16 protein-coding genes are annotated in these 26,514 nt (G+C 73.8%); all 16 read left to right on the top strand.

Features of this window, described 5'->3' with window-relative positions; translation table 11 throughout:
* Positions 1–161: 161 nt before the first annotated feature.
* The 16 genes from ACFVVU_RS08965 to ACFVVU_RS08890 all read left to right on the top strand — a co-directional run bounded on the left by ACFVVU_RS08965 (position 162) and on the right by ACFVVU_RS08890 (position 26,450).
* On the top strand, positions 162–3,005 hold the full coding sequence (locus tag ACFVVU_RS08965; protein WP_387788857.1) for an SdrD B-like domain-containing protein: 2,844 nt from the start codon (positions 162–164) through the stop codon (positions 3,003–3,005).
* A 561-nt stretch (positions 3,006–3,566) separates the two neighbouring features.
* Entirely contained in the window at positions 3,567–4,604 is a 1,038-nt protein-coding gene (locus ACFVVU_RS08960; RefSeq protein ID WP_387788856.1) for an agmatine/peptidylarginine deiminase, read from the top strand.
* Positions 4,605–4,632: 28 nt separating this feature from the next.
* Positions 4,633–6,069 carry a M20/M25/M40 family metallo-hydrolase gene (locus ACFVVU_RS08955; protein WP_387788855.1) on the top strand — a complete coding sequence of 479 codons (1,437 nt, stop codon included), beginning with the start codon at positions 4,633–4,635 and terminating at the stop codon, positions 6,067–6,069.
* A gap of 344 nt (positions 6,070–6,413) precedes the next feature.
* Positions 6,414–7,682, top strand: a complete 1,269-nt coding sequence (locus ACFVVU_RS08950) for a phosphatidylserine decarboxylase family protein (protein ID WP_387788854.1) — start codon at positions 6,414–6,416, stop codon at positions 7,680–7,682.
* Positions 7,683–7,772: 90 nt separating this feature from the next.
* Positions 7,773–8,948: an ADP-ribosyltransferase gene (locus tag ACFVVU_RS08945; protein ID WP_387788853.1), complete on the top strand. Its 1,176-nt coding sequence runs from the start codon at positions 7,773–7,775 to the stop codon at positions 8,946–8,948.
* Positions 8,941–9,312, top strand: coding sequence for a DUF6508 domain-containing protein (locus ACFVVU_RS08940; protein WP_380684467.1), 372 nt, complete (start codon positions 8,941–8,943; stop codon positions 9,310–9,312). Before ACFVVU_RS08945 ends, ACFVVU_RS08940 begins: the two co-directional genes overlap by 8 nt.
* A gap of 171 nt (positions 9,313–9,483) precedes the next feature.
* The gene (locus ACFVVU_RS08935; protein ID WP_380689371.1) at positions 9,484–10,683 is read left to right on the top strand and encodes an FAD-dependent oxidoreductase; all 1,200 of its coding nucleotides are present in this window, start codon (positions 9,484–9,486) and stop codon (positions 10,681–10,683) included.
* Between the two features lie 137 nt (positions 10,684–10,820).
* Positions 10,821–12,245, top strand: a complete 1,425-nt coding sequence (locus ACFVVU_RS08930; protein ID WP_387788852.1) for a rhodanese-like domain-containing protein — start codon at positions 10,821–10,823, stop codon at positions 12,243–12,245.
* Positions 12,242–13,054: a TSUP family transporter gene (locus tag ACFVVU_RS08925; RefSeq protein WP_380689377.1), complete on the top strand. Its 813-nt coding sequence runs from the start codon at positions 12,242–12,244 to the stop codon at positions 13,052–13,054. Before ACFVVU_RS08930 ends, ACFVVU_RS08925 begins: the two co-directional genes overlap by 4 nt.
* A 181-nt stretch (positions 13,055–13,235) precedes the next feature.
* Positions 13,236–14,015, top strand: a complete 780-nt coding sequence (locus ACFVVU_RS08920; RefSeq protein WP_380687614.1) for a GntR family transcriptional regulator — start codon at positions 13,236–13,238, stop codon at positions 14,013–14,015.
* Between the two features lie 416 nt (positions 14,016–14,431).
* Entirely contained in the window at positions 14,432–17,332 is a 2,901-nt protein-coding gene (locus ACFVVU_RS08915) for a LuxR C-terminal-related transcriptional regulator (RefSeq protein ID WP_387788851.1), read from the top strand.
* A 9-nt stretch (positions 17,333–17,341) separates the two neighbouring features.
* The gene (locus ACFVVU_RS08910) at positions 17,342–20,287 is read left to right on the top strand and encodes an AAA family ATPase (protein WP_387788850.1); all 2,946 of its coding nucleotides are present in this window, start codon (positions 17,342–17,344) and stop codon (positions 20,285–20,287) included.
* Positions 20,259–22,997, top strand: a complete 2,739-nt coding sequence (locus ACFVVU_RS08905) for an ATP-binding protein (protein WP_387788849.1) — start codon at positions 20,259–20,261, stop codon at positions 22,995–22,997. The genes ACFVVU_RS08910 and ACFVVU_RS08905 overlap by 29 nt, the downstream gene beginning before the upstream one ends.
* A gap of 425 nt (positions 22,998–23,422) precedes the next feature.
* The gene (locus ACFVVU_RS08900; RefSeq protein WP_380687439.1) at positions 23,423–24,517 is read left to right on the top strand and encodes a cytochrome P450; all 1,095 of its coding nucleotides are present in this window, start codon (positions 23,423–23,425) and stop codon (positions 24,515–24,517) included.
* A gap of 8 nt (positions 24,518–24,525) precedes the next feature.
* Positions 24,526–24,726: a ferredoxin gene (locus ACFVVU_RS08895; RefSeq protein ID WP_380687441.1), complete on the top strand. Its 201-nt coding sequence runs from the start codon at positions 24,526–24,528 to the stop codon at positions 24,724–24,726.
* A 119-nt stretch (positions 24,727–24,845) separates the two neighbouring features.
* Positions 24,846–26,450, top strand: coding sequence for a GMC oxidoreductase (locus tag ACFVVU_RS08890; RefSeq protein ID WP_380687445.1), 1,605 nt, complete (start codon positions 24,846–24,848; stop codon positions 26,448–26,450).
* Positions 26,451–26,514: the final 64 nt, after the last annotated feature.

The following is a 26,514-nucleotide window of genomic DNA, read 5'->3' as shown; positions in this document are numbered from 1 at the left end:
TCCACCTGCGGCAACAGGGGCTCTATCCGCTCCCACGCCGCGTCCGTCAACTCACCTCGACCTGCCACAAGATCAATTATCAGACAGGCCTTAGGATTCGGGCCACGAGGCGGATCATCGCCTGAACCATGAGAGCGGGAATGACACCTACAAGTGAAGAGATGACCGGCGCCGCGCGCGGGCCGGGGCGGCGACGGTCGGGGTTGCCCGGCCGCCGTGCGGTGGGCCGGGTCGCGGTGCTCGCCCTGGGGATCGGGAGCTGCTCGATGCTGGCGGCTCCGGCGGCGTATCCACAGGAGGCCGACGGCTCGGTGACGGTGCGGGTGGTGCGGGCGGTCGACGCCACCGGTGTGTGGAGCCCGGTCCTGGAGCCCGGCATCGGCGGGGTCACGGTGGTCCTCACCGGCGACGACGGCGCCGAGGTCACCGGAGTGACGGCCGCCGACGGCACGGTCACCCTGGCGCCGGGCACGGCCCGGTCCGCCGGCGGGAAGTACCGGGTGCAGGTCGTGAACCCGAAGCCGGGCCTGCTGTTCCCGGCCTTCGCCTCGCGGCAGGGCCTCGACGGCGCGCCGAACCAGCTGAGCAGCAACGAGGAGTTCGTCGACCTCGCCGGTGGCCGGAACGTCGCGTACACCACGGGGCTGTGGAACCCCGGCGACTACTGCCAGAAGAACGCGCCGCTGGTCACGGCCTGCCAGCCCGCGACGAGCGAGACGCAGCACCCGCGTACGCTGGTGAGCTTCCCCTACGGCGCGCGCGGCGAGAACACCGATACGACCGACCTGGCCACCAACGCCGAGACCGGCGCCGTCTACGGCATCGGGTGGAGCAAGTCCGGCAAGCGGCTGTTCAGTTCGGCGCTGGCCAAGCGGGACACCACGTACGGCCCCGGTGGCGCCGGCGCGATCTACGTCACCGACCCGGCGAACCGGACGACGTCGCTGTTCACCACCGTCCCGGACACCGGGGCGGCGACGCACGGTGTCGGCGCCTCCGACGACGCCTTCCTCGCCGCGCCGGGCAAGGAGAGCCTGGGCGCCCTGAAGCTCTCCGAGGACGGCCGCGACCTGTTCGTGGTCAATCTCAACAACCGCAGGCTGTACCGCTACGACGCGACCAAGGCGACGGCGTCGGCGCCGCAGGCCTCCTACCCGATTCCGGACCCGGGCTGCCCCTCGCCGGCGGACTGGCGTCCGTTCGGTCTGGGTGTGCAGGACGGCGTCGGCTACCTCGGCGGTGTCTGCTCGGGCGAGTCGACCGGGAAGGCCTCGGACCTGCGCGCGGTCGTCCTGCCCTTCGACCCGGCGACCGGAGCCTTCGGCAGGGCGGTGCTGAACCAGCCCCTGGACTACCCGCGCGCGGTCTCGGCCAAGGGCCTCTGCCCCGGGGCGGGCTGGTTCCCGTGGACGGACACGATCCCCGCCGAGCAGGACGGCAAGGCGTGCACCGGCACCGGGTTCTACGCCAACCCCGAGCCCGAGCTGGCCGAGATCGTCTTCGAGACCGACGGCTCCATGCTGCTGGCGTTCCGCGACCGGCTCACCGACAAGGCGACGGCGTTCCCGCGGACCGGCGACCCCACGACGTACCACAGCTTCGCGGCCGGCGGTGACCTGAACAAGGCGTGCCTCTCCGACGGCATGTACGTGATGGACACCAACCTCGGCTGCGGGACCGCCACGCGGGGGACCAGGTTCTTCAGCGTGGGCACCTTCCAGGGCTACCACCCGAACGCGGCCTACGCCGGCATGGCGCTGTCGAAGGTGGAGGACTCCATCGCGATCTCGGCCGTGGACCCCACCGACGTCGCGTGGCGCATCGGCACGATGTTCACCAACCGCGACGGGACGAGGGCCGCCGGCTCCGGCCTGGGCCTGAACACCTCGACCGCCAGGCCCGCCTTCGGGAAGGGTGCCTCGATGGGCGACCTGGAGGTGCTCTGCGACCAGGCGCCGCTGCAGATCGGCAACCGGGTCTGGTACGACCCCGAGCGCAAGGGCGTCCAGAGCCCGGGCCAGAGCCCCGTCCCCGGCGCCACCGTCAACCTCTACGACGAGTCCGGCAAGCTGGTCGCGTCGACGACCACCACACCGCGCGGCGAGTACTACTTCGACGACTCCAACGTGCCCGGCGGTCTGAAGCCCAGGACCGAGTACACGATCAGGATGGACAACCCGGCGGACTACGCGTCGGGCGGGCCGCTGTACCGGTGGGTACCGACCGAGGCGGGCGTCGGCGACAACCGCTTCGTGGACTCCAAGGGCACCGTCCCGGACGGCGCCCGCTACCCGGAACGGACGCTCACCACCGGCGGACCGGGCGAGAACGACCACACCTTCGACCTCGGCTTCCGCCGCCAGGAAGGCGCGGTCCGCCTGGTCAAGCAGGACCAGGACGGAAAGCCGCTGGCGGGCGCGAGGTTCGCGCTGTGGCGGGAGACGAACGGCACCGACGGGCCGCAGACCTCCGGGGAGAAGCCCGACACCCGGGTCGGTGAGCCCTGTACGACCGGGGCCGACGGACTCTGCACGTCCACGGTCGAACCGGGAGCGTACTACTGGCAGGAGGTCAGTCCGCCGGAGGGCTACGCGGTTCCGGACAACCCGGTGTCCGGGCCGCTGGTGCTGAACTCCGAGAACCTCGACGCCGGGGTCTCGGCGACCGTGGTCAACCGGCTGCTGCCCATCCCGACCCCGACCCCGTCGCCGACGGTGACCGCGACGGCGACGGTGGCCCCGACCGCGCCGGTGAGCACCCCGGCGGCCACGCCGACGGCCACGCCGGCGGTCGCGCCCGAGGCGCCGGCACCGGCGGTACCGGCGGCAGCGGTCACGCCGACCACGTCGCCGGCCGCACCGGCCGCGCCGGGCGCCGCGCCCGGCTCGCACCTGGCCGACACCGGCCAGGACCGGGTCGTGCCGATGGCGGTCGCGGCCGTGGCGTTCACGGCCCTCGGCTGGGCACTCGTGGAGCTCCGCAGGCGCAGGGCCCGGCGCCACTAGCGTCCGGGCACGGCGTCCGACCCCGTGGTGCGTGCAGGCCCTCTCCCGGTTCAGGGAGAGGGCCTGTGCGCGTTCCGCGAGGCCTTCGCGGTCCCGCCCCGCGAGTGGCCGGCCCACGTGGCCCAGGCCGACGGCCGCAGCCCGGAGGAGGAAACCGACCGTCCTGACGGTGGGACGGATCGCCCGTCGTGCCCGAGTCCCCCCGCACGGGTGCGGCGCCACGCCACGTGGAGGCGGTCGCCGAGGGCTCGTTGACGGTGCGTGACGGCGACACGCTGAGTGACATCGCGGAGGTCTCCGGGATCGTCGGCGGCGAGGAGTCCGGCGGACGCGACCGGAACGGGTCGGGAGTTCCGGGTGCGCCGACGGGCCGGGTTCCTACGATGGAGGGAGGGGGCCGAACGGGGGTGACCAGGGGGCGAAGACAACGAGGATCCAGGCTCGGCGATCTCCCCGGCTGCGGCTGCGGCGTCGGGGCGGAACCGTTCGCACGGGGCCGTCGGCAGGGGGCCGTCCGCGTGAGAGCGTCCATGGGACGCCGCCGAGCGGGACGGAGGAGCGATGAGTGGCCTGGAGAGCAGTGCGTGGCGGATGCCCGCCGAGACCGAGCCGCAGGAGCGCACCTGGATGGCGTGGCCGGTCCAGTGGTACCCGCCGGATTCCGACCCCGACGAGATGCGCGGGGCGTGGGCCAGTGTGGCCAACGCGATCCTGGATCACGGGGGTCAGCCCGTCACGATGCTGGTGACGCAGCAGGAGAAGGCGCAGGCCGAGAAGTGGGTCCCCCGCGCGACGATCACGGTGGTCAGGCACGACGACGGCTGGGCGCGGGACACCGGGCCGACCTTCGTCGTCGACCCCGAAGGCGCGCGGCTGGGCGCGGTGGACTGGGTGTTCAACGCCTGGGGTGCCCAGCCCTGGACCAGGTGGGCCTGGGACGCCCGGGTGGCGACGGCGATCGCCGAGCAGGTGGACGCCGAGATCATCCCGTCGGAGCTGGTGACCGAAGGGGGCGACATCCACACCGACGGACAGGGGACGTTCCTGGTCTGCGAGACGGTGAAGCTGGACCCGTACCGGAACCTGGGCTGGACCCGGGAACGGGTGGAGGGGGTCTTCGAAGAGATCTTCGGTGAGTGCAAGCTGATCTGGCTGTCCCGGGGTCTGACCGCCGATTACTCGCCGTACGGCACGCGCGGGCACATCGACATCGTCGCGACCTTCACCGCGCCGGGCCAGGTGCTCGTCCACAGCCAGGAGAACAAGGACCATCCCGACTACGAGGTGTCGAACCGCGCCGTGAAGCTGCTGAGCGAGGCCACCGATTTCAAGGGCAAGCCACTGACGGTGACCAGGGTGCCCGCGCCGGCGAGGCTGACGGACGACTCCGGGGAATGGCTCGACTGGAGCTACATCAACCACGTGGTCTGCAACGACGCCATCATCGCGTGCAACTTCGACGACGAGAACGACAAGCAGGCGAACGACATCCTGCAGAAGGCCTACCAACGGGACGTCCACGGAATCGACGCCAGGCCGCTGTTCGAACGCGGCGGCGGCGCCCACTGCATCACCCAGCAGCAGCCGCTGCTGAGGTAGCCGGCCCCGTACCGAGGAGGCGGGAACCATGGGCAACGATGATCTGGCTGTCAAGATCAGCCAGTTGAAGAAGGGACTGATCGACGACCTGACGGAGTTCGTCAAGATCCGGTCGGTCTACAACAAGGACGCCCTGACACCGGTGAAGGACGCTGCCGACTGGTGTCAGAAGAAGCTGACCGACCCGGCCTTCAAGCTGGAGCACGTCCACGTCGAGCAGCTGAACATAGGCGACGTCACCAGGAACGCCCCCCTGGTCCATGCCACGTGCGGACCCGACGGCGACACCGCGGGCCTGCCCACGGTGATGCTGTACGCCCACTACGACGTCGTCGGGGACGGCGGGTGGACCGAGGCGTGGGACCCGAAGCCGATCGACAACGGCACCCGGCTGCAGGGCCGTGGCGCCGCCGACGACAAGTCGGGGGTCCTGATGCACCTGGGTGCGCTGCGCGCGTTCGAGGGCAGGCCGCCGGTTCCGCTGAAGATCTTCCTGGAGGGGGAGGAGGAGTCCGGCGACACCCTCGACGGCTTCGTGCAGGACCCCAGGAACAAGGACCTGTTCACCGCCGACGTCATCGTCGTCGCGGACAGCGGCAACCACGAGCTCGGCGAACCGACCTTCACCACCAGCCTGCGCGGCGTCGTGGCGGTGGACGTCACGGTCAGTACGCTCAGGAAGCCCAAGCACAGCGGTGTGTACGGAGGCCCGGCGCCCGACGCCTTCATGGCGCTGGCGCGCATCCTCGCGGCGCTCGTCGACGACCGGGGCGACGTCACCGTGCCCGGCCTGGTCCGGGAACACTGGCAGGGCGAGGAACCCGACGAAGCCGCCTTCCGCGACGAGGCGGGGATGCTGCCGGACGTCCGGCTCATCGGCAGCGACACGCTGGGCAGCCGCCTGTACGACCGGCCGTCCGCCAACGTCGTCGCGCTGAGTGGCCCGCCCTCGTACGACCCGCCCGTCAACCAGCTGACCGCGACGGCGAAAGCCCGGGTGAGCGTGCGCATCGCCCCGCTGGAGCGGCCGGAGGACGCCATCGCGCGCCTGGAGCAGTTCATCTACCGGCCCGACCTCAACCCGTGGAACGCCGACATCACCGTCGAGAAGGCGGACGCCGCTCCGGGCTTCCAGGCGGACACCACCGGGCACGGCTACGCGCTCGCCAAGGAGGCCATGGAGCACGCCTACCCGGGCAAACGGACCCTGCTCACCGGAGACGGCGGAACGATTCCCCTGGTCACCGAGCTCCAGCAGATCAACCCCGGGGCGACGGTGCTGGTGATCGGCTGCCAGGAACCGCTGTGCAACATCCACTCCTCGCCCGAGAGCGTGGACATCGCCGAGTTCGCCGCGATGACGCTCGCCGAGTGTTACCTGTTGCGGAACGTGGCCCTGCGCCAGGACGAGCAGCCCACCGGCCTGGAGGCCATGGGGCCCACGGCGGTGCCCCTGGCGTCCTAGGTTCCTTCCTCGCGGCGCGGCGCCGACGGCCGGACAGGTCGTGGGCGCTACGCCGTTCGAGTGGCCGGTCAGGTGGCTCCGCACCGTGCACGGGTCGGCGGTGGTGCCGGGACCGGACTGCGCCGCAGGGCGGGACCGGTGACGCCCAGTGAGCACGTTCGCGCTTCGTCCGGCCCGAGGCGGCCCGGCCCTGGCGACCCGTCCGCCTTCGTGCCTACGGTGGAAGTACCAGGGCCCGCCCGTACCCCTGCCGCGTGGGACGCGGCCGGGACCGCGGCCCATGTCCGCCGCGCAGCGGCGATGCCGTCCAGGGCGGTCCCAGACATCCACAGGCGAGGACAATCATGGACTTCTACTCCACCGTGCGCGCGGGCGGATGGCTCCCGTCGGACCACGACGTCCTGCGGACCTGGCTGGACGACCTCATCGGGCGGGTCGAGGAGACGGCCCGCACGGGTGAACCGAAGAAGCTGAAGCCTTCCGTCGCCGCGCTCCGCGACCTGATCGAAACCGACCCGAAGATCTACATGCTCTTCAACGACATGCTGTGGCAGCTGTCCCACCGCGAGACGCCGACCGGTTTCCCCCAGGTGAAGACCGTCGACCAGCTGCTGCAGCTGTTCAACGAGGCCATCGGCACCGCGCCGGAGTACAACGACTCCGGGCTCGTCGGCTTCCCCGTCAACGCGATCCTCAACTGGGCCATGGGCACCCAGGCCGGCTTCGCCGCCTTCCTCGACGACAAGGTGAACGCGCACCTCAAGGCCATGCTCGACGAGTGGAGCGTGTACCTGGCGAGCCCGGACTCGGCCTACGTGCTGGACGCGGAGAAGAACCACTGGTTCAGCGAGGAGGCGCTCGCCGCGCTGGAGAAGTCGGCGGGTGGCAAGTTCGAGGACCTCTACGAGTGCGACCCCAAGCTCCCCCACTACGGGTTCACCTCCTGGGACGACTTCTTCACGAGGAGGTTCAAGCCCGGCGCGCGGCCCGTCGACGAGGACCCGAGGACCCTTGCCAGCGCGGCCGAGTCCGTCCCGTACCGGCTGGCCCACGACGTCCAGGAGCGCAACACGTTCTGGCTCAAGGGCCAGCCGTACGCCCTCGCGTTCCTCCTCGACTCCGCCCACAAGGGCCCCGCCGAGCCGGACCCGGAGACCTTCCACGGGGGCACCGTCTACCAGGCGTTCCTCAGCGCCCTCAACTACCACCGCTGGCACAGCCCCGTCGACGGCACCGTCGTGGCCGTCCGCAACATCCCCGGCACCTACTACTCCCAGACACCCGCGGCGCTGTGCGACGTCGCCGCCCCCGACCTCTCGCAGGGATACATCGCGCACCTCGCCGCCCGCGCGGTGGTCTACCTCCGGGCCACCGAGCCGGATGTCGGCCTGATGGCCTTCGTCGCCATCGGCATGGCGGAGGTGTCCTCGTGCGAGGTCACCGTGGCACCCGGCGACACGGTCGAACGCGGCGAGGAGCTCGGCTCGTTCCACTACGGCGGCTCCACGCACTGCCTGGTGTTCGGACCGGACGTGGACCTGGACTTCATCCCCGACATCCCGGGCAACTCCAACATCCACGTCAACGCCCCGCTCGCGAAGCTGAAGGAGTGAACCGCCCCTGACCTGTCACCGTCGTGCCCCGAGCGTCGGGGAGGTGCCTTCCTCCCCGGCGGACCCCGAACAGTTCAAGGTGGACCAACCATGGCCCTGACCAAGATCGACAGTTTCAAGGTCGACCATCCCGACAAGGACGAGCGCACAGTCCAGTTCCTGTGGGGGGACCTGACGAAGCTGGCGTCGGCCGACGCGGTCGATGTCCTCGTCGTATCCTGCCTGCCCGACGACTACACCCCGACGGAGGGCAGTTTGGTGGGCGCGCTGGCCAAGGCGGGCATCTCCGTCGAGGCCCTGGCGAAGGACAAGGCCAAGGACTACCGGCCCCTGCTGCCCTGTTGGATCTCGAAGCCGGTCACGGGCGTCGGGATCCAGTTCAAGCGGATCCTGGTCTTCGAACCGAAGGACTGGGACGTCAGCGCCGGGAACCCGGCCCGGGCGATCTTCCAGGCGCTCGGCTGCTTCTACCCCACGGAGGCGGTGCGCGTCGCCACGCCCCTGGTGTGCGCCGGAGCGCGCAAGGCGGATCCGCAGGAGGTGCTGCCGGCGCTCACCTGGGCGGCGGCGCACTACGCGTCGTCGAACACCACCAAGGTGTCCACCGTGAAGGTCGTGGCGCTGACCAAGGAACTCGGCGACCAGCTGACGCCCGCGTTCACCGAGATCAAGAACAACTACGACAACGTGTTCGATCTCAAGCTGCCCGCCGACTACGACGTGTACGTCAAGCAGGCGAAAGCGAAGATCGGCAGCATCAAGCTGCCGGCCTCGGTGACCTATCGGCAGGCCGTGGCGGTCAGCATCTACACGACGAACTACTACAAAGCGATCAACTCCGTGCTGTACAAGAAGAAGCCGACCGACCCGGAGTACCGGCAGCTGCTGCCGCTCTTCGAGGCCATCGACTCCGGCCTGTGGAACCTGAAGCTCCACACCGGCACGACCTACCGCGGTGACAACATGAAGGCGGACCGCCTGGCCAAGCACCAGGTGGGAGCGAAGATCCTCAATACCTCGTACACGAGCACGAGCACGGACCGGAAGGTCGCCCAGGGGTTCGCCACCAACGCTCTGCTCGACATCGACGGCCGGACCGGTGCGGAGGTGTGGGACTACTCGGAGTTCCCCAATGAGGAGGAGGTGCTGTTCCCGCGCGACCTCACCTACCAGGTGGACGCCCGCAAGGAGAACCCGAAGGACTTCTGGAACTTCGCGGTCCACGAGATCCTGACCAACTGGTGCGGAGGTTCGAACCATGCCTGAGCTGACACAGGAATCGGCCCGCGAGATCATCGCCCTGTACCGACCTGCGCCGGAGGCCGCCGCGGCGCCCGTCCGGCTGCCGCTGGGCCTGGCCCCTGTCGAGCACTTCGCCGTGGTGGCCTCGGCCCGCGGCCTGGTCGAGGAGGGCTTCGACTGGAAGAACTGGGCTCCGTACCAGGACGGCCGGATCTCCGATCCCGCGTTCATCGCCTCGGCCGACGCCGACACGCTCCGCCGGATCGCCACCGCGCACCTGCGGATCGACCGCTTCGTCGGCGGTCACCTCGAACAGATCGAGGCGGACGGCACCCTGGGCACGGTCGTCAACCGGCTCCAGGCTCTGGTGGAGACCGGCGCGCTCTAGGCGCGCGCCGCAACGGGCGCCGGCCGGCCCTCATGGCTCATCGAGGGTCGGCCGACGCCCTTGCCATGGGCGGACCGTGCCCCGGAGGCAAAATGTACGGACAAATCTTGCGGCTACGATCGCTCGCTCCTAGTTTAATGTCCGTACATTTGGTCAGGCCGGGGAGGCCCCTTGATAACCAAGCATCACCGGATCGTGATCATCGGCGGCGGGACCGCCGGGATCTCGGTCGCGGCCCGGCTCCGTCGGGCCGGCGAGCAGGACGTCGCGGTGCTCGATCCGAGCGAGCGGCACTACTACCAGCCGCTGTGGACGCTGGTCGGCGGCGGACGGGCGCCGCTGGCGGAGAGCATCCGGCCGCAGGCGTCCGTCATGCCGAAGGGCGTGGCGTGGATCCGCCGGGCCGCCGTCGCGATCGATCCCGAGGCGCGGGAGGTGGCGCTGGACGACGGCGGCACGGTCTCCTACGAGCACCTCGTCGTCTGCCCCGGCATCCAGCTCGACTGGGACCGGGTGCCGGGCCTGGAGGCCGGGCTCGGCAGGGACGGGCTGTCCAGCAACTACCTGCCGCAGTACGCCCCCGCGACCTGGCGCTTCATCCGTGAGGCCCGCTCCGGCAGCGCGGTGTTCAGCATGCCGACCGGGGCCATCAAGTGCGGCGGCGCCCCGCAGAAGATCGCCTACCTGGCGGCCGACCACTGGCGCAAGGAGGGTGTGCTCGGCCGGATGGACGTCCATCTGGTGATCCCCGGCGCCGCCATCTTCGGCGTCCCGGAGTTCGCCCGGGTGCTCGACGACGTGGTGCGCCGCTACGGCATCAAGGTCCACTACGGGAGCGAGGTCTCCGAGGTGCGCCCCGAGGCCCGCGAGGTGGTCGTCACCGACCTCGGGACCGGGGGCACGACGACCCTGCCGTACGACGTCGCCCACCTGGTACCGCCGCAGAGCGCCCCGGACTGGATCAAGCGCAGCCCGCTCGCCGGTGCCGACGACCCGGCCGGCTACGTCGAGATCGACAAGCACACCATGCGGCACGTCCGCTACCCGAACGTGTGGGCGCTCGGTGACGCCGGCTCCTCGCCGAACTCCAAGACCGGCGCCGCGGTGCGCAAGCAGGCGCCGGTGCTCGTCGAGAACCTGCTCGCCGTGCTCAACGGCCGGGAGCCGAAGGCCTCCTACGACGGCTACGCGTCCTGCCCGCTGACCACCGCGCGCAACAAGATGCTGCTCGCCGAGTTCGACTACAGCGGCCGGCCCACCCCGTCGATCCCGGTGATCAACACCATCCGCGAGCGCACCGACATGTGGCACCTCAAGCGGCGCGGCCTGCCGTTCCTCTACTGGAACCTCATGCTCCGCGGCCTCGCCTGACCCCTGCCGGGCACACCCCGGATCCCGCCTCGCCGCAGCCCGTCGCAGCCCGCCGTCCGGGCCGTGCGGCCATCCCACCCGTGCCCCCGCCCGCAAGGCCGCGGGGCGCACCCACCGTCCACCCTCAGGAGCTTGTGATGCCGAAGCCCGCCGGACCGCTGGTCTTCGTGCAGTTCTACCTGGACTGCCTCTCCCACGCCTCGTACCTCGTCGGTGACCGCACCACCGGCCGGGCCGTCGTGGTCGACCCCCAGCGCGACGTGCACGAGTACCTCGCGACCGCCGAACAGCACGGCCTGACCATCGAGCGGGTCATCGAGACCCACATCCACGCGGACTTCCTCTCCGGTCACCTGGAGCTGGCCGAGCGCACCGGCGCGCGCATCTCCTACGGCTCCGCCGCCGCGCTCGACTTCGACACCGACCCGGTGGGCGACGGCGAGCGCATCGGCCTGGGCGAGGTCGACCTGGAGATCCTGCACACCCCGGGGCACACCCCGGAGTCGATCTGCGTCGTCGTGCGCGAACACGCCGGTGACGACGTCCCGTTCGGCGTGCTCACCGGCGACACGCTGTTCATCGGCGACGTCGGCCGCCCCGATCTGCTCAGCTCGCGCGGCCGGTCCGCCGAGGAGATGGCCCGCCACCTGTACCGGTCCACCCGCGCGCTGCTCACCCTGCCGGACGACACCCGGGTCTACCCCGCGCACGGCGCCGGCTCGGCCTGCGGCAAGAACCTCTCCACCGAGCTGAGCTGCACGATCGGCAACCAGCGCCGCGGCAACTACGCGCTCGCCGAGATGACCGAGGACGCGTTCGTCGCCGTGGTGACCGCCGGTCAGCCCGCCGCGCCCGCCTACTTCGCGTTCACCTCGGTGCGCAACCGCCAGGCCCGTCCGGTCCTGGACGAGGACACCCCCGTCCCCGCGCTCGCCGCCGAGGAGTTCGTCGCGGCCAGGGCCGGCGGCGCCACCGTGCTGGACACCCGGGAGCCGGAGGCGTTCGCCGCCGCCCACCTGCACGGCGCGGTCAACATCCCGCTCGGCGGCCGGTTCGCCGAACTGGCCGGCCAGGTGCTCGACGCCCAGGACGCCATCATCCTGTGCGGCGACCCGGACACCGTCGTCGAGGCCCGCAACCGGCTGGCCCGGATCGGCTTCGACCGCGTCCTGGGCGCGCTGGCCGGCCCGGTGGACGCCGTCGGCGCCGAGCACCTGACCGCCGCCGGACGGGTGGACGCCGACACCCTCGCCGAGCAACTCGCCGAGGGTGAGGTCGGGTTCGAGCTGCTGGACGTGCGCGGCCCGGGCGAGGTGCGGGAGAAGGGCGGCATCCCCGGCGCCCGGCTCGTCCCGCTGCCCGAACTGCTCGCCCGGCTGGCCGAACTGCCGACCGAGCAGCCGCTGACCGTGATCTGCGCGGGTGGCAACCGCTCCTCGGTGGCCGCGTCCGTGCTGCGGGCCCGCGGCTTCGAGGCGATCGACCTGCGCGGTGGCTTCGCCGCCTGGAACGGTGAGGTCGTCCACCCCGCGGACCTGGCTCCGGACGGCGTCACGGCGTGAGCGTCCTGATCACCGCTCTGCTCTGCGGAGCCGTGGTCGGCGTGGCCCTCGGCGCGCTGGGCGGTGGCGGGGGCGTGCTCGCCGTCCCGGCGCTGGTGTACCTGCTGGGCGTCTCGCCCGCCGAGGCCGGGACCACGAGTCTGGTCATCGTCACCGCCACGTCCGTCACCGCGCTCGCCCGGCACGCCGGTACCGGCACCATCAGCTGGCGCACCGGCGGGCTGTTCGCCGCGGCCGGCGTGCTCCCGGCCGCCGGGGCGGCCGGGCTCGCCCACCGCATCCCGCAGTCGGTGCTGACCTGCGCGTTCGCCGTCCTCGCCGCACTGGCCGCCGCCGCGATGCTGCGCGGCACCCGGGCGGCGCGGCGCACGCCGGCCGAGGACGGGCGGTCCGAGGAGGGGCTTGAGGGCGGCGGGCTCGATGGTGACCGGCGCCCGGGCGGCAGCCACCTGGGTACGCTCGCGGCCGGAGCCGGCCTGGGCGCGGTGACCGGGCTGCTCGGAGTGGGCGGCGGCTTCCTCGCGGTGCCCGCGCTGGTGTCCGTGCTCCGGCTGCCGATGCGCAAGGCGGTGGCCACCAGCCTGGTGGTCGTCCTCGTCAACTCGCTGGTCTCCCTCGCCACCCGGCTGACGGTCACCGGCATCTCGCTCGACCCGGCGGTCTTCGGACCGTTCGTGGGCGCCGCGGTCCTCGGTGCCTGGGACGGCAAGCGACTGGCCGCCAAGCTGTCCGGCGCCGCCCTGCAGCGGGCCTTCGCCGCCGTGCTGCTCGCGGTGGCCGGCTCGATGCTGATCGGTGTGCTCGCCTGACGGCTCCCACGACCGCCGCCCGGGACACCCCGCCCCGGGCGGCGGCCACCCCGTCGGCGCCCGCCGGTCCCGGCGGGCGCCGATTTTGTGCTCTCCCCGCAAAGGTACGACCATTCAAGGCGTGTCCCGCACCACCCGATCCCGCACCACCCATCCGATCCCTGACCCCCAGGACGGCGCCGTGACCTCCGAGCCGGGCCCCAGGCCACTGACCCGATCGGCGGGCAACCCGCTCTGGGCGCAGCTGCGCGCCGACCTGCAACGCCGGCTCGACGAGGGCGAGTTCCGCGACGCCTTCCCCGGCGAGCACGACCTCGTCGCCGAGTACCGGGTCAGCCGGCACACCGTGCGCGAGGCCCTGCGCACGCTCCGGGAGGAGGGTGTGGTCAGCGCTCAGCGCGGCCGGGCCTCCCGGTTCACCGCGAGCCGCCCGCTGGAGCAGGACGTCGGCGAGGCGTACAGCCTGTTCCGCGCGGTGGAGGAGGTCGGAGCCGTCCAGCGCAGTGTCGTGCGCGCGCTCGACCAGCGCGCCGACGGCGTCATCGCCGCCCGCCTGGGACTGGAGGAGTCCACGCCGCTGGTCTACCTCGAACGCGTCCGCCTGGCCGACGAGGAGCCGCTCGCCGTGGACCGGGTCTGGCTGCCGGCCGACCTGGCCCGCCCGCTGCTGGACGTGGACTTCACCCGCACCTCGCTCTACGACGAGCTGGAGCGTCACTGCGGCAGCCGGATCGGCGGCGGCTGGGAGCGCATCCGCGCCGTGGTCCCCGGCCGGGGGGAGCGGATCCTGCTCGACTGCCCGCCGGCCACCGCGCTGCTCGCGATCGACCGGCTCGGCCGGGACGCCGGGGGGCGCCCGGTCGAATGGCGGCAGACCCTGGTCCGCGCGGACCGCTTCGCCGTCGCGGCCGCGTTCACCGCACACGACTACCGGCTGGGCGCCCCGGTCCAGACGCCCTGACGGGAACGGGGTGGGAACGGGAAGAGAACGCGGGCGGAGACTGTCGGGGCGGAGGGTAGCGGGTTCGGCTCGTTGGCATGACATGCATAGTGCAGTTCACGCCGTTGTGTCCGATGCTCTTGCCGGTCCCGTTCATGTGGGCCCTCGAAGGACGGTCGTTCACGAACCGGCGCCGTTGGGCTGGCCGCCGGGGTCGTGGCCGAGGTTCCGGCCGCGGTGAACGGCCGGGGTGGCGGTCCGGGTGGGCCGTGCGCCGGAGGGCGGGCTTCGGCCGTCTCTTAGCTCAAAGTTGATCATCAGTCACCGGCGGTGAGGCTAACATCGATTCCGATCGGGTTTGGTCGGCTTCGTCGGGAAAGCCGAAGCCGACCGGATCGCGTCGATCAAACCGGGGGCGGGGATGCAGGGTTTCGGGGATGGGAGACGTCATGGGCGTGCACAACGCCATGGGCCGGCGAACCGAGATACGCGAGATCGATCGAGTCGCTGAACCGGCGGGGCTGCTCAGGCTGGCGGAAGAGGCGCGCGGGGGCGTCGCACGGGCGGTGCTGGTCCGCGGACCGGCCGGGATCGGGCGCAGCCGGCTGCTGGACGCGGTGGCCGGGCGGATGGCGGAGGCCGGGACGACGGTGCGCCGGTCGGCGGGCCCGGCGCCGGGGGTCGGGGTCGGGGTCGGGGTCGGGGAGAACGAGGGGGGCGAGGGGGACCGGGGCGGACGCGGGTACCGGTCCGTTCGCGAACTGTTCGGCATGCGGCCGGACCCCGCAGGGACCACCGCACCGAGGGCCGCCTTCGCGGTCCAGCGCGAGGTCTACGGGCACGCCGTCGAGCTGCTGGCCGCCGGCCCGATGGCGCTCGTCCTGGACGACGCGCAGTGGTGCGACGAGGAGTCACTGCGATGCGTGCACTTCCTGCTGCGCCGCGCGGCCGGGCGTCCGCTGCTGGTGCTGCTCTCCCAGCGCACCGCCGGCGAGGGCCCGGGCGCGGCGATGCTCACCGAGATCCTGGCCGAGGGCTGCTGCGCGCTCCTGGAGCTCGGCCCGCTGAGCGAGGCCGAGACCGGCCGGGCGGTGGCCCGCGCCCTGGGTGGCCTGCCGGACGAGCGGTTCGTCCGGCGCTGCCGGGCGCTGTGCGGCGGGAACCCGCTGCTGCTGGAACGGCTGCTCGGCAGGCTGCGCGCGGCCGGGGTGCGCCCCGACGAGCGCGGGCTGCACCGGCTGCGCGTGCTGGGCGAGGCGGTCGGCGTCGACGCGGCCCGCACCGCGCTGGCCGCCGAGCCGCGCCAGGTGCGCCAGGTGGCCGTGGCGCTGGCGGTCCTCGGCGGCGCCGACCCCGATCTGCTCGGGTCGCTCTGCGGGGTCGGCGGCAGCCGGCTGGCCCTCGCGCTGGACGGGCTGCGGCGCCTCGGGGTGATCGGGCCCGGTCCGGGGGCGCCGATGGCCGAGGCGGTGCGGGCGGCGGTGCTGGCCGAGCTGCCGGGCCCGGAGCTGGAGCGGCTGCGCCTGCGCGCGGCCCGGGTGCTCAACGACGCCGGGCGCCCGGCGGCCGAGGTGGCGGACCAGCTGGCCCTGCTGTCCGACCTGCCGGAGCCGTGGATGCTCACCGTGCTGCGTGAGGCGGCCGCCCAGTCGCCCGGTGGGGCGACCGCCCGGGCGGCGGCGCGTTACCTGCGCGGGGCGCTGGCCGCCGAGCTCGGCGGGACCGAGCGCCGCAACGTGCGGATCGAACTGGCGAGGGCCTCGGCCCGGGTGGCGCCGGCCGCCGCCCTGGAACAGCTGCGGCACGCCCTGCGGGAGAGCGACGGGGTGCGGGAGCGGGCGTCGATCGCCCTGGAGTACGGGCGGGCCGCCCTCGGCTCGCGCGACGTCCCCGAGGCGGTCCGGGTGCTCGGCGCGGCGCTCGTCGACCTGCGCCGGCAGCTGGGCGCCGACCCGCTCCCGGCCGACCGGGAGCTGCGGACCTCGCTGGAGTCCGCCCTGCTGGTTGCCGCCGTCAACGGGAGGTCGACGATGGCGCCGGTCGGGGCGCTGGTCGGCGGCTGGCCGGTGCCCCGCGGCGACAGTCCGGCCGAGCGTCAGCTGCTCTCCGGCATGAGCGTGTTCGCCGCGCTGACCGGCCGTCCGGCCCGGCAGGCCGTGGCGCTGGCCCGGCGGGCCCTGCGGGTGGAGGAGACCGTGCCCGCCGGGTGGGAGGCGCTCGCCTCCTCGCTGGTCCTCGGTCTGGCGGACGAGGTCGAGGAGGCCCTGGGGGCGCTGTCCCGCTCGCTGTCCAACGGCATCGCCCTGCACGAGCCCTGGATGCGGCTGTCCGTCCTGGCCGGGCGCGCCCACACCCTGCACGGAGTGGGCGACCTCGCCGGGGCGCAGACGGTCGCCCGCACGGCGGTCGCCCTCGCGGAGCGGGACGACCGGGCCACGGTCTGGCCGCTGCCCGCCGTCGAGCTGGGCAGTGTGCTGCTCTCGCGCGGCGAGGTCGCGGAGGCCGCCGCCGTGCTCGACCGGATCCGCCCGGCCGGCCTGGAACAGCAGATCTGGGAGTGGCACCAGTACCTGTACGTCGGCGGCAGGCTGCGGCGCGCGCTGGGCGACCTCGACGGCGCGGTGGAGCTGTGGCGGCGGTGCGGCCGGAGCCTGGCGGAGGCCGGGGTCGCCAATCCGGTGCTGGCGCCGTGGTGGCTGGCCGCCGCGACCACGCTGGCCGGCCAGGGCCGTACCGCGGCGGCGGCCGGGATCGTCGCCCAGGTCCAGGAGGCGGTGGACGGCTGGGACACCGCGCGCGCCCGCGGGCTCGGCCTGGTGGCCGCGGGCGTGATCGCCACCGGCGCGGCCCGCACCGAGCTGCTCGCCGAGGCCGTGGAGGTGCTCGAACAGTCCCCGGCCCGCCTCGTGCAGGCCGAGGCGCGCTACCGGCTCGGCCGCGAGCTGCTGCTGCGCGACGACCTGCCGGGCGCCCGCCGGCACCTGCGGCAGGCGATCGAGACGGCCACCCGGTGCGGCTACCACCTGCTCAGCGCCGCCGCGCGCCGGCTGCTCGCCGACGCGGGCGGCCGGATGCCGCAGGTCGCCGTCTCCCCGCTCGACACCCTCACCCGCAGCGAGCGGCGGATCGCCACCCTCGTCAGGACCGGCGTCAGCAACCGGGAGATCGCCGAGCAGCTGTTCATCACCCCCCGGACGGTGGAGATGCACCTCACCAACATCTATCGGAAGCTCGACGTGCGGGGCCGGACCGACCTGGTCCCGGCGACGGGATCCGGCGCGGCCCCCAGACATCGCCCGAGGAGCGTGGCGGAGCACGTCCGCGTACCGAGTCGCTAGGGGCGGGCAGTGGTCAAGGGGAGGACCGAAGAAGCGGCGCGCGGGACATCGGCCGGCACCTGCGGGCCGAGCGGGCGGCTGGTCGAGCGGGAACGGGAGCAGCGGCTGCTGGACGACCTGCTCTCCGGGCTGCGGGGCGGGCGCTCGGCGCTGGTCGAGGTGCGGGGCGTGCCCGGTGCCGGACGCAGCGCGCTGCTGCGCCGGGCCGAGGAGCTGGCCGTCGCGGCCGGGGTACGGGTCGCCGGCGCACAGGCGTGCTGGGAGGAGACCGGGGTGCGCCACGCGGTGGCGGCCCAGCTGCACGCGGCGATCGCGCCGCGGGACTCGCCACTGGCGCGGGAGCTGCTGCGGCCCGGCGCGGCGCCGGACGCAGCCGTGTCCGGGCGGCTCTGCCGCGCCTTCCTCGCGGCGGCCCGTGACCGGCCGCTGCTGGTCGTGGTCGACGACGTGCAGTGGGCCGACGTGGAGTCGCTGCGCCTCCTCCAAGCGCTGGCGCGGCGGCTGGCCGGTGCCCCGCTCCTGCTGCTGACCGCGCGCAGCGACGCGCTGCCGCCGGGGCCCGGCGAGCGGATCGAGCTGTGCCCGCTCGCCGACCCGGGGACCGTCGCCGCCCACACCCTCGTGCTCGACCCGCTGTCGGCGGCCGGGGCGGGCGAGCTGCTGGCCAGGGCGCTCGGGGGGCCGGTCGAGCCGGAGCTCGCCGAGGCCGCGGCGCTCGCCGTGGACGGCAACCCCGCCGTGCTGCGGGTGGTCGCCGACCTGCTCGCCCGGCCCGACCGCGACGCCGGGCCGGGCCGGGCGGCGGCGCCCGACCGGGTGGCGCGGCTGCGCGGGTACGCGGCGGAGGCGGTCCGCGACCGTGCGGTCCGCACCCTCGGCGTCCTGCCCGAGGGCGTACTGGACGTGCTGCGGGCGATCGCGGTGTGCGGGCCCGACGGCACCCCGGAGATGATCGCCGCCCTGATGTGGCCGCGGTCGGTGGACACCGCGCGGGCCCTGGAGTTCCTCTCCGGGACCGGCCTGCTGGCGCCGGGGGAGCGTCCGGCGTTCCGGTCCGAGCGGGCCGCCGAGGCCGCGCTGGCCGGCCTCGGCGCCGAGCGGCGCGAGGAACTGTTCGCCCGCGCGGCCGAGTTGGCGAACCGGGCGGCCCTCCCGGACGGCACGCCGGCCGGGATGCTGCTCGGCGCCCGGGTGATCGGCGCGCCCTGGGCGGTGGAGGTGCTGCGCCGGGAGGCGGCGCGGCTGCGGGTCGCCGGCGATCAGGAGGCCTCGGTCCGGCTGTTGCGGCGCGCGCTGCGCGAACCCGTGGGCCCGCGGCTGCGGGTGGAGATCCTCACCGAGCTGAGCGTTCTGGTGCTTCCCGCCGCGCCGGAGGGCAGCGACCGCTTCCTGCAGCAGGCGCTGCTCGACCCGGTGGACGCGAGCGCCGGGCCCGCCTGGGTGCGCGCGGCCGACCTGCTGGTGGCCCGGGGCGACTTCGCCTCGGCGGTGCCGCTGATCGCCGGCGTCTGCGCCGTCCCGGGCCTCGGAGGCCGTGCCCGCGCCGGGTTGCGGGCGCTGTTCTGGATCGCCCGGCACGGCCAGGACGGCGCGGTGCGGGAGCCGCACCGCCCGACGGTGGCCGAGCTGCCCCGCCGGCCCGTCGAGCCCGCCGAGGCGGGGGCCGCCGCCTGGCTGGCCGCGCTGCGCGGGCGGGACCTCACCCGGACCAGGGAGCTGGCCCGCGCCGCGCTGTCCCCGGCGGCGCTGGACGGCACGCCGCTGAGCGTCCAGGCGGCGGCCTGCCACGCGCTCGTGCTCACCGAGGACGTGGCCGAGGCACAGCTGGGCCTGGACGCCGTGCTGGCCCGCGCGCACCGCTCCAACGCCCGGGCGGTGGCCGCCCTGGCGCTGCTGATCAAGGCGCTGGCGACGCTGGGCGAGGACCGCGCCGAGGAGGCCGCGGCCCTGCTGGACCGGGCCGAGGAGGTTCTGCCGGCGCGCTGCGCGCACCCGCTGCTGGCCCCGGCACTGCCCGCCCTGCGGACGATGGCGCACCTGGCGCGGGGCGACCTGGCCGGGGCCGAGCGCTCGGCCGCGGCGGCGCGGCCGGAGGACGCCGGGGGCGGCATGGCCCGCGCCTACCTCGCCTATGCCCGGGGCCGGGTGCGGCTGGCCGCGGCGGACGCCGAGGGGGCACTGGGCGACCTGCAGGAGTGCGGGCGGCTGCTGCTCGCCCGGCAGGTGGCCAACCCCGCGCTGCTGCCCTGGCGTTCGGCGGCCGCACGGGCCCGGGCGCTGCTCGCGGACGAGGCCGGGGCGGCCGGACTGATCGCCGAGGAGCGCCGCCTCGCCCTGGTCTGGGGCGCGCCGCGCACGCTCGCGCGGGCGCTGCGGGCCGCGGGTGCCGTCGAGCGGGAGCCGGGCCGGGGCCCCGGCCCGGCGGCGCCCGGGCGGGCGCGTACGGCGGATCCCGGGGCCGGGCACCCGGCCGGGGGCGAACCCGCGAGCTGGCAGTACCGGCAGGCGCTGGTCGCGATGGGGGTGGCGGCGGTGTCCGGACCGGGGAGCATCGACGGTCTGCTGAGGAGCGGTCGCGCGCCGGCGGGTCCGGTTGCTCGGGCGGGGCGGACGGGGCGGCCCGCGCCGGGGGCCGCGGTGCCCCCGGCAGCCGGCCGGCCGCGGCCGCGACCCGGAGCAGAACCGGATGCGGAGGCGCGGCCGGGCCGGCCGGCGCTGACCACCGCCGAGCGGCGCGTCGCCGCGCTCGCCGCCGAAGGACTGGCCAACCGCGCCATCGCCGCCGAACTCTCGGTGACGCTTCGCACCGTCGAACTTCATCTGACCAAGGCCTACCGCAAGTTGGGCATCTCCGGGCGGCCGGAGCTGGCCCCGGCACTGGCCTCGGAGCCGGCCCCGGTGCCGGGACGCGACGAAAGGACCGAGGATGGCGCGCCTGTTCGGCCGGCGGCGTGAACTCGCCGCACTCACCGCGGCGATGGAGGCGGCCGGGCGGGGCCGGGGCTCGCTGCTCGTCGTCACCGGCGGGATCGGGACCGGCCGGACGGCGCTGCTGAGGGCGCTGCCGCCGCTCGCGCGCCGGCGCGGTCTGCGGGTGCTCAGCGCCAGCGGGGCCGTCCTGGAACGCGAGCTGCCCCTCGGGGTGGTGGACCAGCTGCTGGAGCCGCTGCTGCCCGGGGCGGCCCTGGAACCGCCGCACGACGCCCGGTTCTTCGCGGAACTGCTCGCCTCGGTGGCCGGGTTCAGCGCCCGCGAGCCGCTGCTGCTCCTGGTGGACGACCTCCAGTGGGCCGACGCCGACTCGCTGCGCTGGTTCGGCCGGCTGGCGCGGCGGCTGGCGAGCCTGGGCATCCTGCTCGTCGTCGCCGTCCGCGACGGCGATCCGGACGCGGAGCAGCCGCGGATCCACGCGCTGTCCGACAGCGCCTCGCAGGTCCTGCGGCTGGAACCGCTCCTCGCGGCGGACACGGCGGCGCTGGTGGCCGAGCGGCTGGACCGGCTGGCGGACCCGGCGCTGGCCACCGCCTGCCACGAGGCCTGCGCCGGCAACCCGATGCTGCTGACCGCCGTGCTGGCCGAACTGGTCGAGGCGGGCGGTGTGTTCGCCGACCCGGTGGAGGCGGTCGCGGGGCTGCGGCTGCCGGCCGTGCGCGAGCGGCTGCTCGTCGCGCTGGCGGCCCAGCCCGCACCCGTGGGAGCCCTGGCGAAGGCGCTCGCCGTGCTCGGCGAGGACGCGGACCCGGAACTCGCGGGCCGGCTGGCCGGGCTCGACGGCACCGGCTGCTCCGAGGCGGTCGGGGTGCTGTGCCGCCTCGGCCTGCTGAGCCGCGGCCGGACGCTGAACTTCGTCCACCGGTACGTCCGGGAGACGGTCGAGGAGTCGATGGCCCCGGCGGAGCAGGAGGACAGCCGCCGTCGCGCCGCCGTCCTGCTCCACGAAGCGGGCTACCCGGTCGAGCGGGCGGCGGCCCAGCTGCTGGCCACCACCTGGTGCCAGGACGGCTGGGCGGCCGAGGTCCTGCGCTCGGCCGCGGTGGCGGCGGTGCGCCGGGCCGCGCCGGCGGAGGCCGCGCGCTACCTGCGGCGGGTGCTGCTGGACGGGGCGGCGACCGGACCGGAGCGGGCCGCCCTGCTGCTGGACCTGGCCGCCATCGAACGGACCTTCGATCCGGCGGCGGCCATGCGGCACGTCGTACAGGCCCTGCTGCTGCTCCCGTCGGCCGAGCAACGGGCCCTGGCGGTACGGTGGCTGCCTCCCGCGCTGCTCGGCGGCTGCCCGCCGCCCAGCGTCGAACTGGTCGCGAAGGCGGCCGAGGAGCTGGCCGGGGCGCCCGCGCCGGCCGACGGCGACCGCGAACCGGCCCTGCGGATCGAGGCGCGGCTGCGGCACGTGACGGTGGCCGGCCCCGGACTGCTCGCCGGCTCCGTCGAGCGGCTGCGCGCGCTCGGCCCCACGCCGCCGCTGGAGACGGCGGCCGAGCGCGAGCTGGTCACCGTCCTGCTGCACGGCGCCACCGTGGCCCAGCGGCTGACCGCCGCGGAGGTCGCCCCGCTGGCGAACCGGATCCTGTGCTACGAGCCCGCCTCGCCGGCCCATGTGTACACCACTCTGCCGCTGCTGACCGACACCCTGATCGCGGCGGACTCGATCGAGACCCTCGGCCCCTGGCTGGAGGCCGCCGGGGAGGCGGCCCGCCGCGAGCGGGCCCCCGTGCCGCAGGCGCTCATCGGCCTGGAGCTCACCCAACTGCTGCTGGCTCAGGGCCTGTTCGCCCGGGCCCGGGCGCAGGCGCGCGAGGTGCTGGAGCTGGGGGCGGCGCGGTGGGCGCCGATCCAGTCGATGGCCGCCGTGGTCCGGGCCGCCATCGAGACCACCGACGGCGAGCTGACGGAGCGCCTGCTGGAGGCCTACGGCGAGAGCATCGACCACGGCCACAGTCCCTCGATGCTGCAACTGGTGCGCGCCTCGGGCGCGGCGGCCCGCGGCGACCTGCCCACCGCGCTGGAGTACGTGCTGGACTGGGGGCGTTCGGTCGAGCGGGCCGACTGGCGCAACCCCGCGGTGGTCCCCTGGCGGACCTGGGCGGCCGGCCTGTGGCTGCGGATGGGCCAGGGCACCCGGGCCCACGAACTGGTCGACGAGGAACTGGCCCGGGCACTGGCCTGGGGCGCGCCCGGGCCGATCGGACGGGCGCAGCGGGTCAAGGGCGAACTGACCGAGGGTGAGGGCGGCATCGAACTGCTGCGGGCCTCGCTGGCCACCCTGGAAGGGGCGGTCAACGGCATGGAACGGGCCAGGACCGGCGTGCTGCTCGGCCGGCGGCTGCGGGCGCAGGGGCAGCCGGAGGCCGAGGCGCACCTGCGCCGGGGCCGGGAGCAGGCGCTGGCCGGTGGCGCGCCCCGGCTGGCGGACCTGGCCGCGCGTGAACTGCGTGAGCTGGCCGAGTCGCTGGGGCCGGCCACGCTGACCCGGGCCGAGCGCCGGGTCGCCGCGCTCGCCGCCCAGGGGGTGTCCAACAAGGAGATCGCCGGCCGGCTGGAGGTGAGCACGCGGGCGGTCGAGAAGCACCTGACCCAGGCCTACCGCAAGCTGGACGTCGCGGGGCGGGCCGAACTCGCCGGGGTGGCGCACCTGCTGCCGAGTGACGCGGGGCCGCCGGCCTGAGCCGGTGGGACCCCGGTCACCCCGGGGCCGTACCGAACCGAAGCGCGCCGGGCCGCCCCGCGGCCGACCGTACCGAACCGAAGCGGCCCAGGTCACACCGTCCACCGACCGTACCGAACCGAACCGAAGTCCCCGCCGAACCCCCGGGTAACCGAACCCCGGCGCCGCCTCCACAGGGTTAGTGCCGCGGGTATTGGATTTCGTTGACAGTCTTCCTTTCGCCTTCATAGTGTCATGACCGCGGCTGACACGGCACATTGCGGCACGGGGTGAGGCGGCCCCCGTGCCCGTGCGAATCTTCGGGAACTCCTGGAAGGCGAAACATGACCGCGGCACAGCCCACGACTTTCACGACGGTCCGCGAGGGATTCTTCAATCCGCCGGCCGAGATCCGGAAACTGCGGGAAGCGGCCCCGATATCCCGGATGGCATTCGCGGACGGCCACCTCGGCTGGCTGGTGACCGGATATTCCACCGCCCGGGCGGTGCTCTCCGATTCCCGGTTCAGTGCCCGGGGCGAACTCAAGCACCCGCCGGTTCCGCGCTCCGCGGTGCTGGAGGAATCGCCGGCGGCCCCGCCCGGCATGTTCATCCAGCACGACGCCCCCGAGCACCAGCGCTACCGCAAGCTGCTCGTCGGCCAGTTCACCGTCCGCCGGATGCGCCTGCTCACCGAGTGGATCGAGCGGATCATCGAGGAGCGGCTGGACGAGATGGAGCGGATCGGCTCCCCGGCCGACCTCTTCGAGCACTTCGCGCTGGCGATCCCCACCCTGGTGATCACCGAACTGCTCGGCGTGCCCTACGAGGACCGCGCCAAGTTCCACCACGACGCCGAGGTGTGGAGCAGCTTCGGCGCCTCCATCGAGGACGTCACGGCGGCCTTCGGCAGCCTCGGCTCGTACCTGTACGGCCTGGTCCTGGCGAAGCGGGCCGAGCCCGGCGACGACCTGCTCAGCGGCCTGATCACCGGTGAGGGCGACCTCACCGACGAGGAGGTCACCTCGATCGCCTTCCTGCTGCTGGTCGCCGGCCACGAGACCACCGCCAACCAGATCGGTCTGAGCACCTTCGCCCTGCTCAACCACCCCGAGCAGCTGGCCGCGCTGCGCGCCGACCCCTCGCTCGTGGAGGGCGCGGTGGAGGAACTGCTGCGTTACCTGAGCATCGTGCACCACGGCCCGACGCGCGCCGCGCTGGAGGACGTCGAGATCGACGGCACCCTGATCAAGGCCGGCGAGGTGGTCATGATCTCCCTGGCGGCGGCCAACCGCGACCCCGAGCGGTACCCCGACCCCGAGGACCTGGACATCACCCGGGAGATGGCCAACCACCTCGCCTTCGGCCACGGCGTCCACCAGTGTCTGGGCCAGCAGCTCGCCCGGATCGAGCTGCGCTCCGGCCTGACCGCGCTGCTGCGCCGCTTCCCCGGGCTGCGCCTGGCCGTGCCGGCCGAGGAGGTCGGACTCCGCCACGACATGCAGGTCTACGGCGTCTACCGACTCCCGGTGGCCTGGTAGCCCGTCCGATGCGGATCGAGATCTCCGAGGACCTCTGCTGCAGCTCGGGCATGTGCACGCTGACCGCGCCCGAGGTGTTCGACCAGGACGACGCGGACGGCACCGTCGTCCTGCTCGACCCCGAGCCGCCCGCCGCCCTCCACCCCGCCGTCCGCGAGGCCGCGCACCGCTGCCCGTGCACGGCCATCACGGTGCACGAGAACGGCTGAACGCCGGCGGCCGAACGCCCAGACCCCGTTTCCACGAGGACCCGGTTCCCCGGGTCGGAAGGCCAGGTACCGAGAGCGTGTCCGAGAACCAGAGCCTGTCCCGTCGCCGCCTGCTCGGCATGGCAGCGCTGAGCGCCGCCGCCCTCAGCGGCACCACCACGATCGCCACCGGCCGGCGCGCCTTCGCCGCCCCGGCCTCCTCCTCCGGCACCGGCGCCACCTTCGTGCCGGCGGTGGTGATCGGCACCGGCTACGGTGCGGCGGTCTCCGCGCTGCGCCTCGGTGAGGCCGGTGTCCAGACGCTGATGCTGGAGATGGGCCAGCTGTGGAACCAGCCCGGCCCGGACGGCAACGTCCACTGCGGGATGCTCAGCCCGGACAAGCGCTCCAGCTGGTTCAAGACCCGCACCGAGGCCCCGCTGGGCTCCTTCCTCTGGCTCGACGTGGTCAACCGCGACATCGAGTCCTACGCCGGCGTGCTGGACCGGGTCGCCTACGACCAGATGTCCGTCTACGTGGGGCGCGGCGTCGGCGGCGGCTCGCTGGTCAACGGCGGCATGGCCGTGCAGCCGCGGCGCAGCTACTTCGAGGAGGTGCTCCCGCAGGTCGACGCCGCCGAGATGTACGCGCGGTACTTCCCGCGCGCCAACACCATGCTCAAGGTGAACCACATCCCGAAGGACTGGTTCGAGCAGACCGAGTGGTACCAGTACGCCAGGGTCTCGCGGGCGGCCGCCGCCCGGGCGGGCCTGGGCACCGTGTTCGTGCCCAACGTCTACGACTTCGGCCACATGCAGCAGGAGGCGGCCGGCACCGCGCCCAAGTCCGCGCTGGCCGGCGAGGTCATCTACGGCAACAACCACGGCAAGCAGAGCCTGGACAAGACCTACCTGGCCGCCGCGCTCGGCACCGGCAAGGTCACCATCCAGACCCTGCACCGGGTACGGACGATCACCCGGCAGGCGGACGGCACCTACCTGCTCGGCGTGGACCGGATCGACACCGCCGGGAAGGTCCTGGAGACCAGGCAGGTCTCCTGTCGCCACCTCTTCCTGGGTGCCGGCAGCCTCGGCTCCACCGAACTGCTGCTGCGCGCCCGCGACACCGGCACGCTGCCGAACCTCAACGCCGAGATCGGGGCCGGCTGGGGGCCCAACGGCAACATCATGACCGCGCGCGCCAACCACCTGTGGGACACCACCGGCGCCCGCCAGTCCTCGATCCCCGCGATGGGCATCGACGACTGGGACAACGCGGCCGCCCCGGTCTTCGCCGAGATCGCGCCGATGCCGGCCGGCCTGGAGACCTGGGTCAGCCTCTACCTGGCGATCACCAAGAACCCCCAGCGCGGCACCTTCGTCTACGACGCCGCCACCGACCGGGCGAAGCTCCAGTGGACCCGCGCCCAAAACGCGCCCGCCGTGGCCGCCGCCAAGTCGCTGTTCGACCGGATCAACGCGGCCAACGTCACGATGTACCGCTACGACCTCTTCGGCGGCTCGGCGAAGAACTTCGCCGACGACTTCTGCTACCACCCGCTCGGCGGCTGCGTGCTCGGAAAGGCGACCGACGCGTACGGCCGGGTCGCCGGTTACCAGAACCTCTACGTCACCGACGGTTCGCTGATTCCGGGATCGATCGGCGTCAATCCTTTCGTGACCATCACCGCGCTCGCCGAGCGCAATATCGAGCGCATCATCCAGCAGGACATCACGGTCGTCTAGGCCGGCCGGCCTCGGCGGATTTCCTCCCGGGCGCGGCGCTGCGTCCGTGCGGAAAAGCACGGTT

The organism is Kitasatospora sp. NPDC057965, from assembly GCF_042887135.1.
Taxonomy (GTDB): domain Bacteria; phylum Actinomycetota; class Actinomycetes; order Streptomycetales; family Streptomycetaceae; genus Kitasatospora.
The sequence above is the reverse complement of the archived record's forward strand: the minus strand, read 5'-3'. Positions and strand labels throughout refer to the sequence as shown.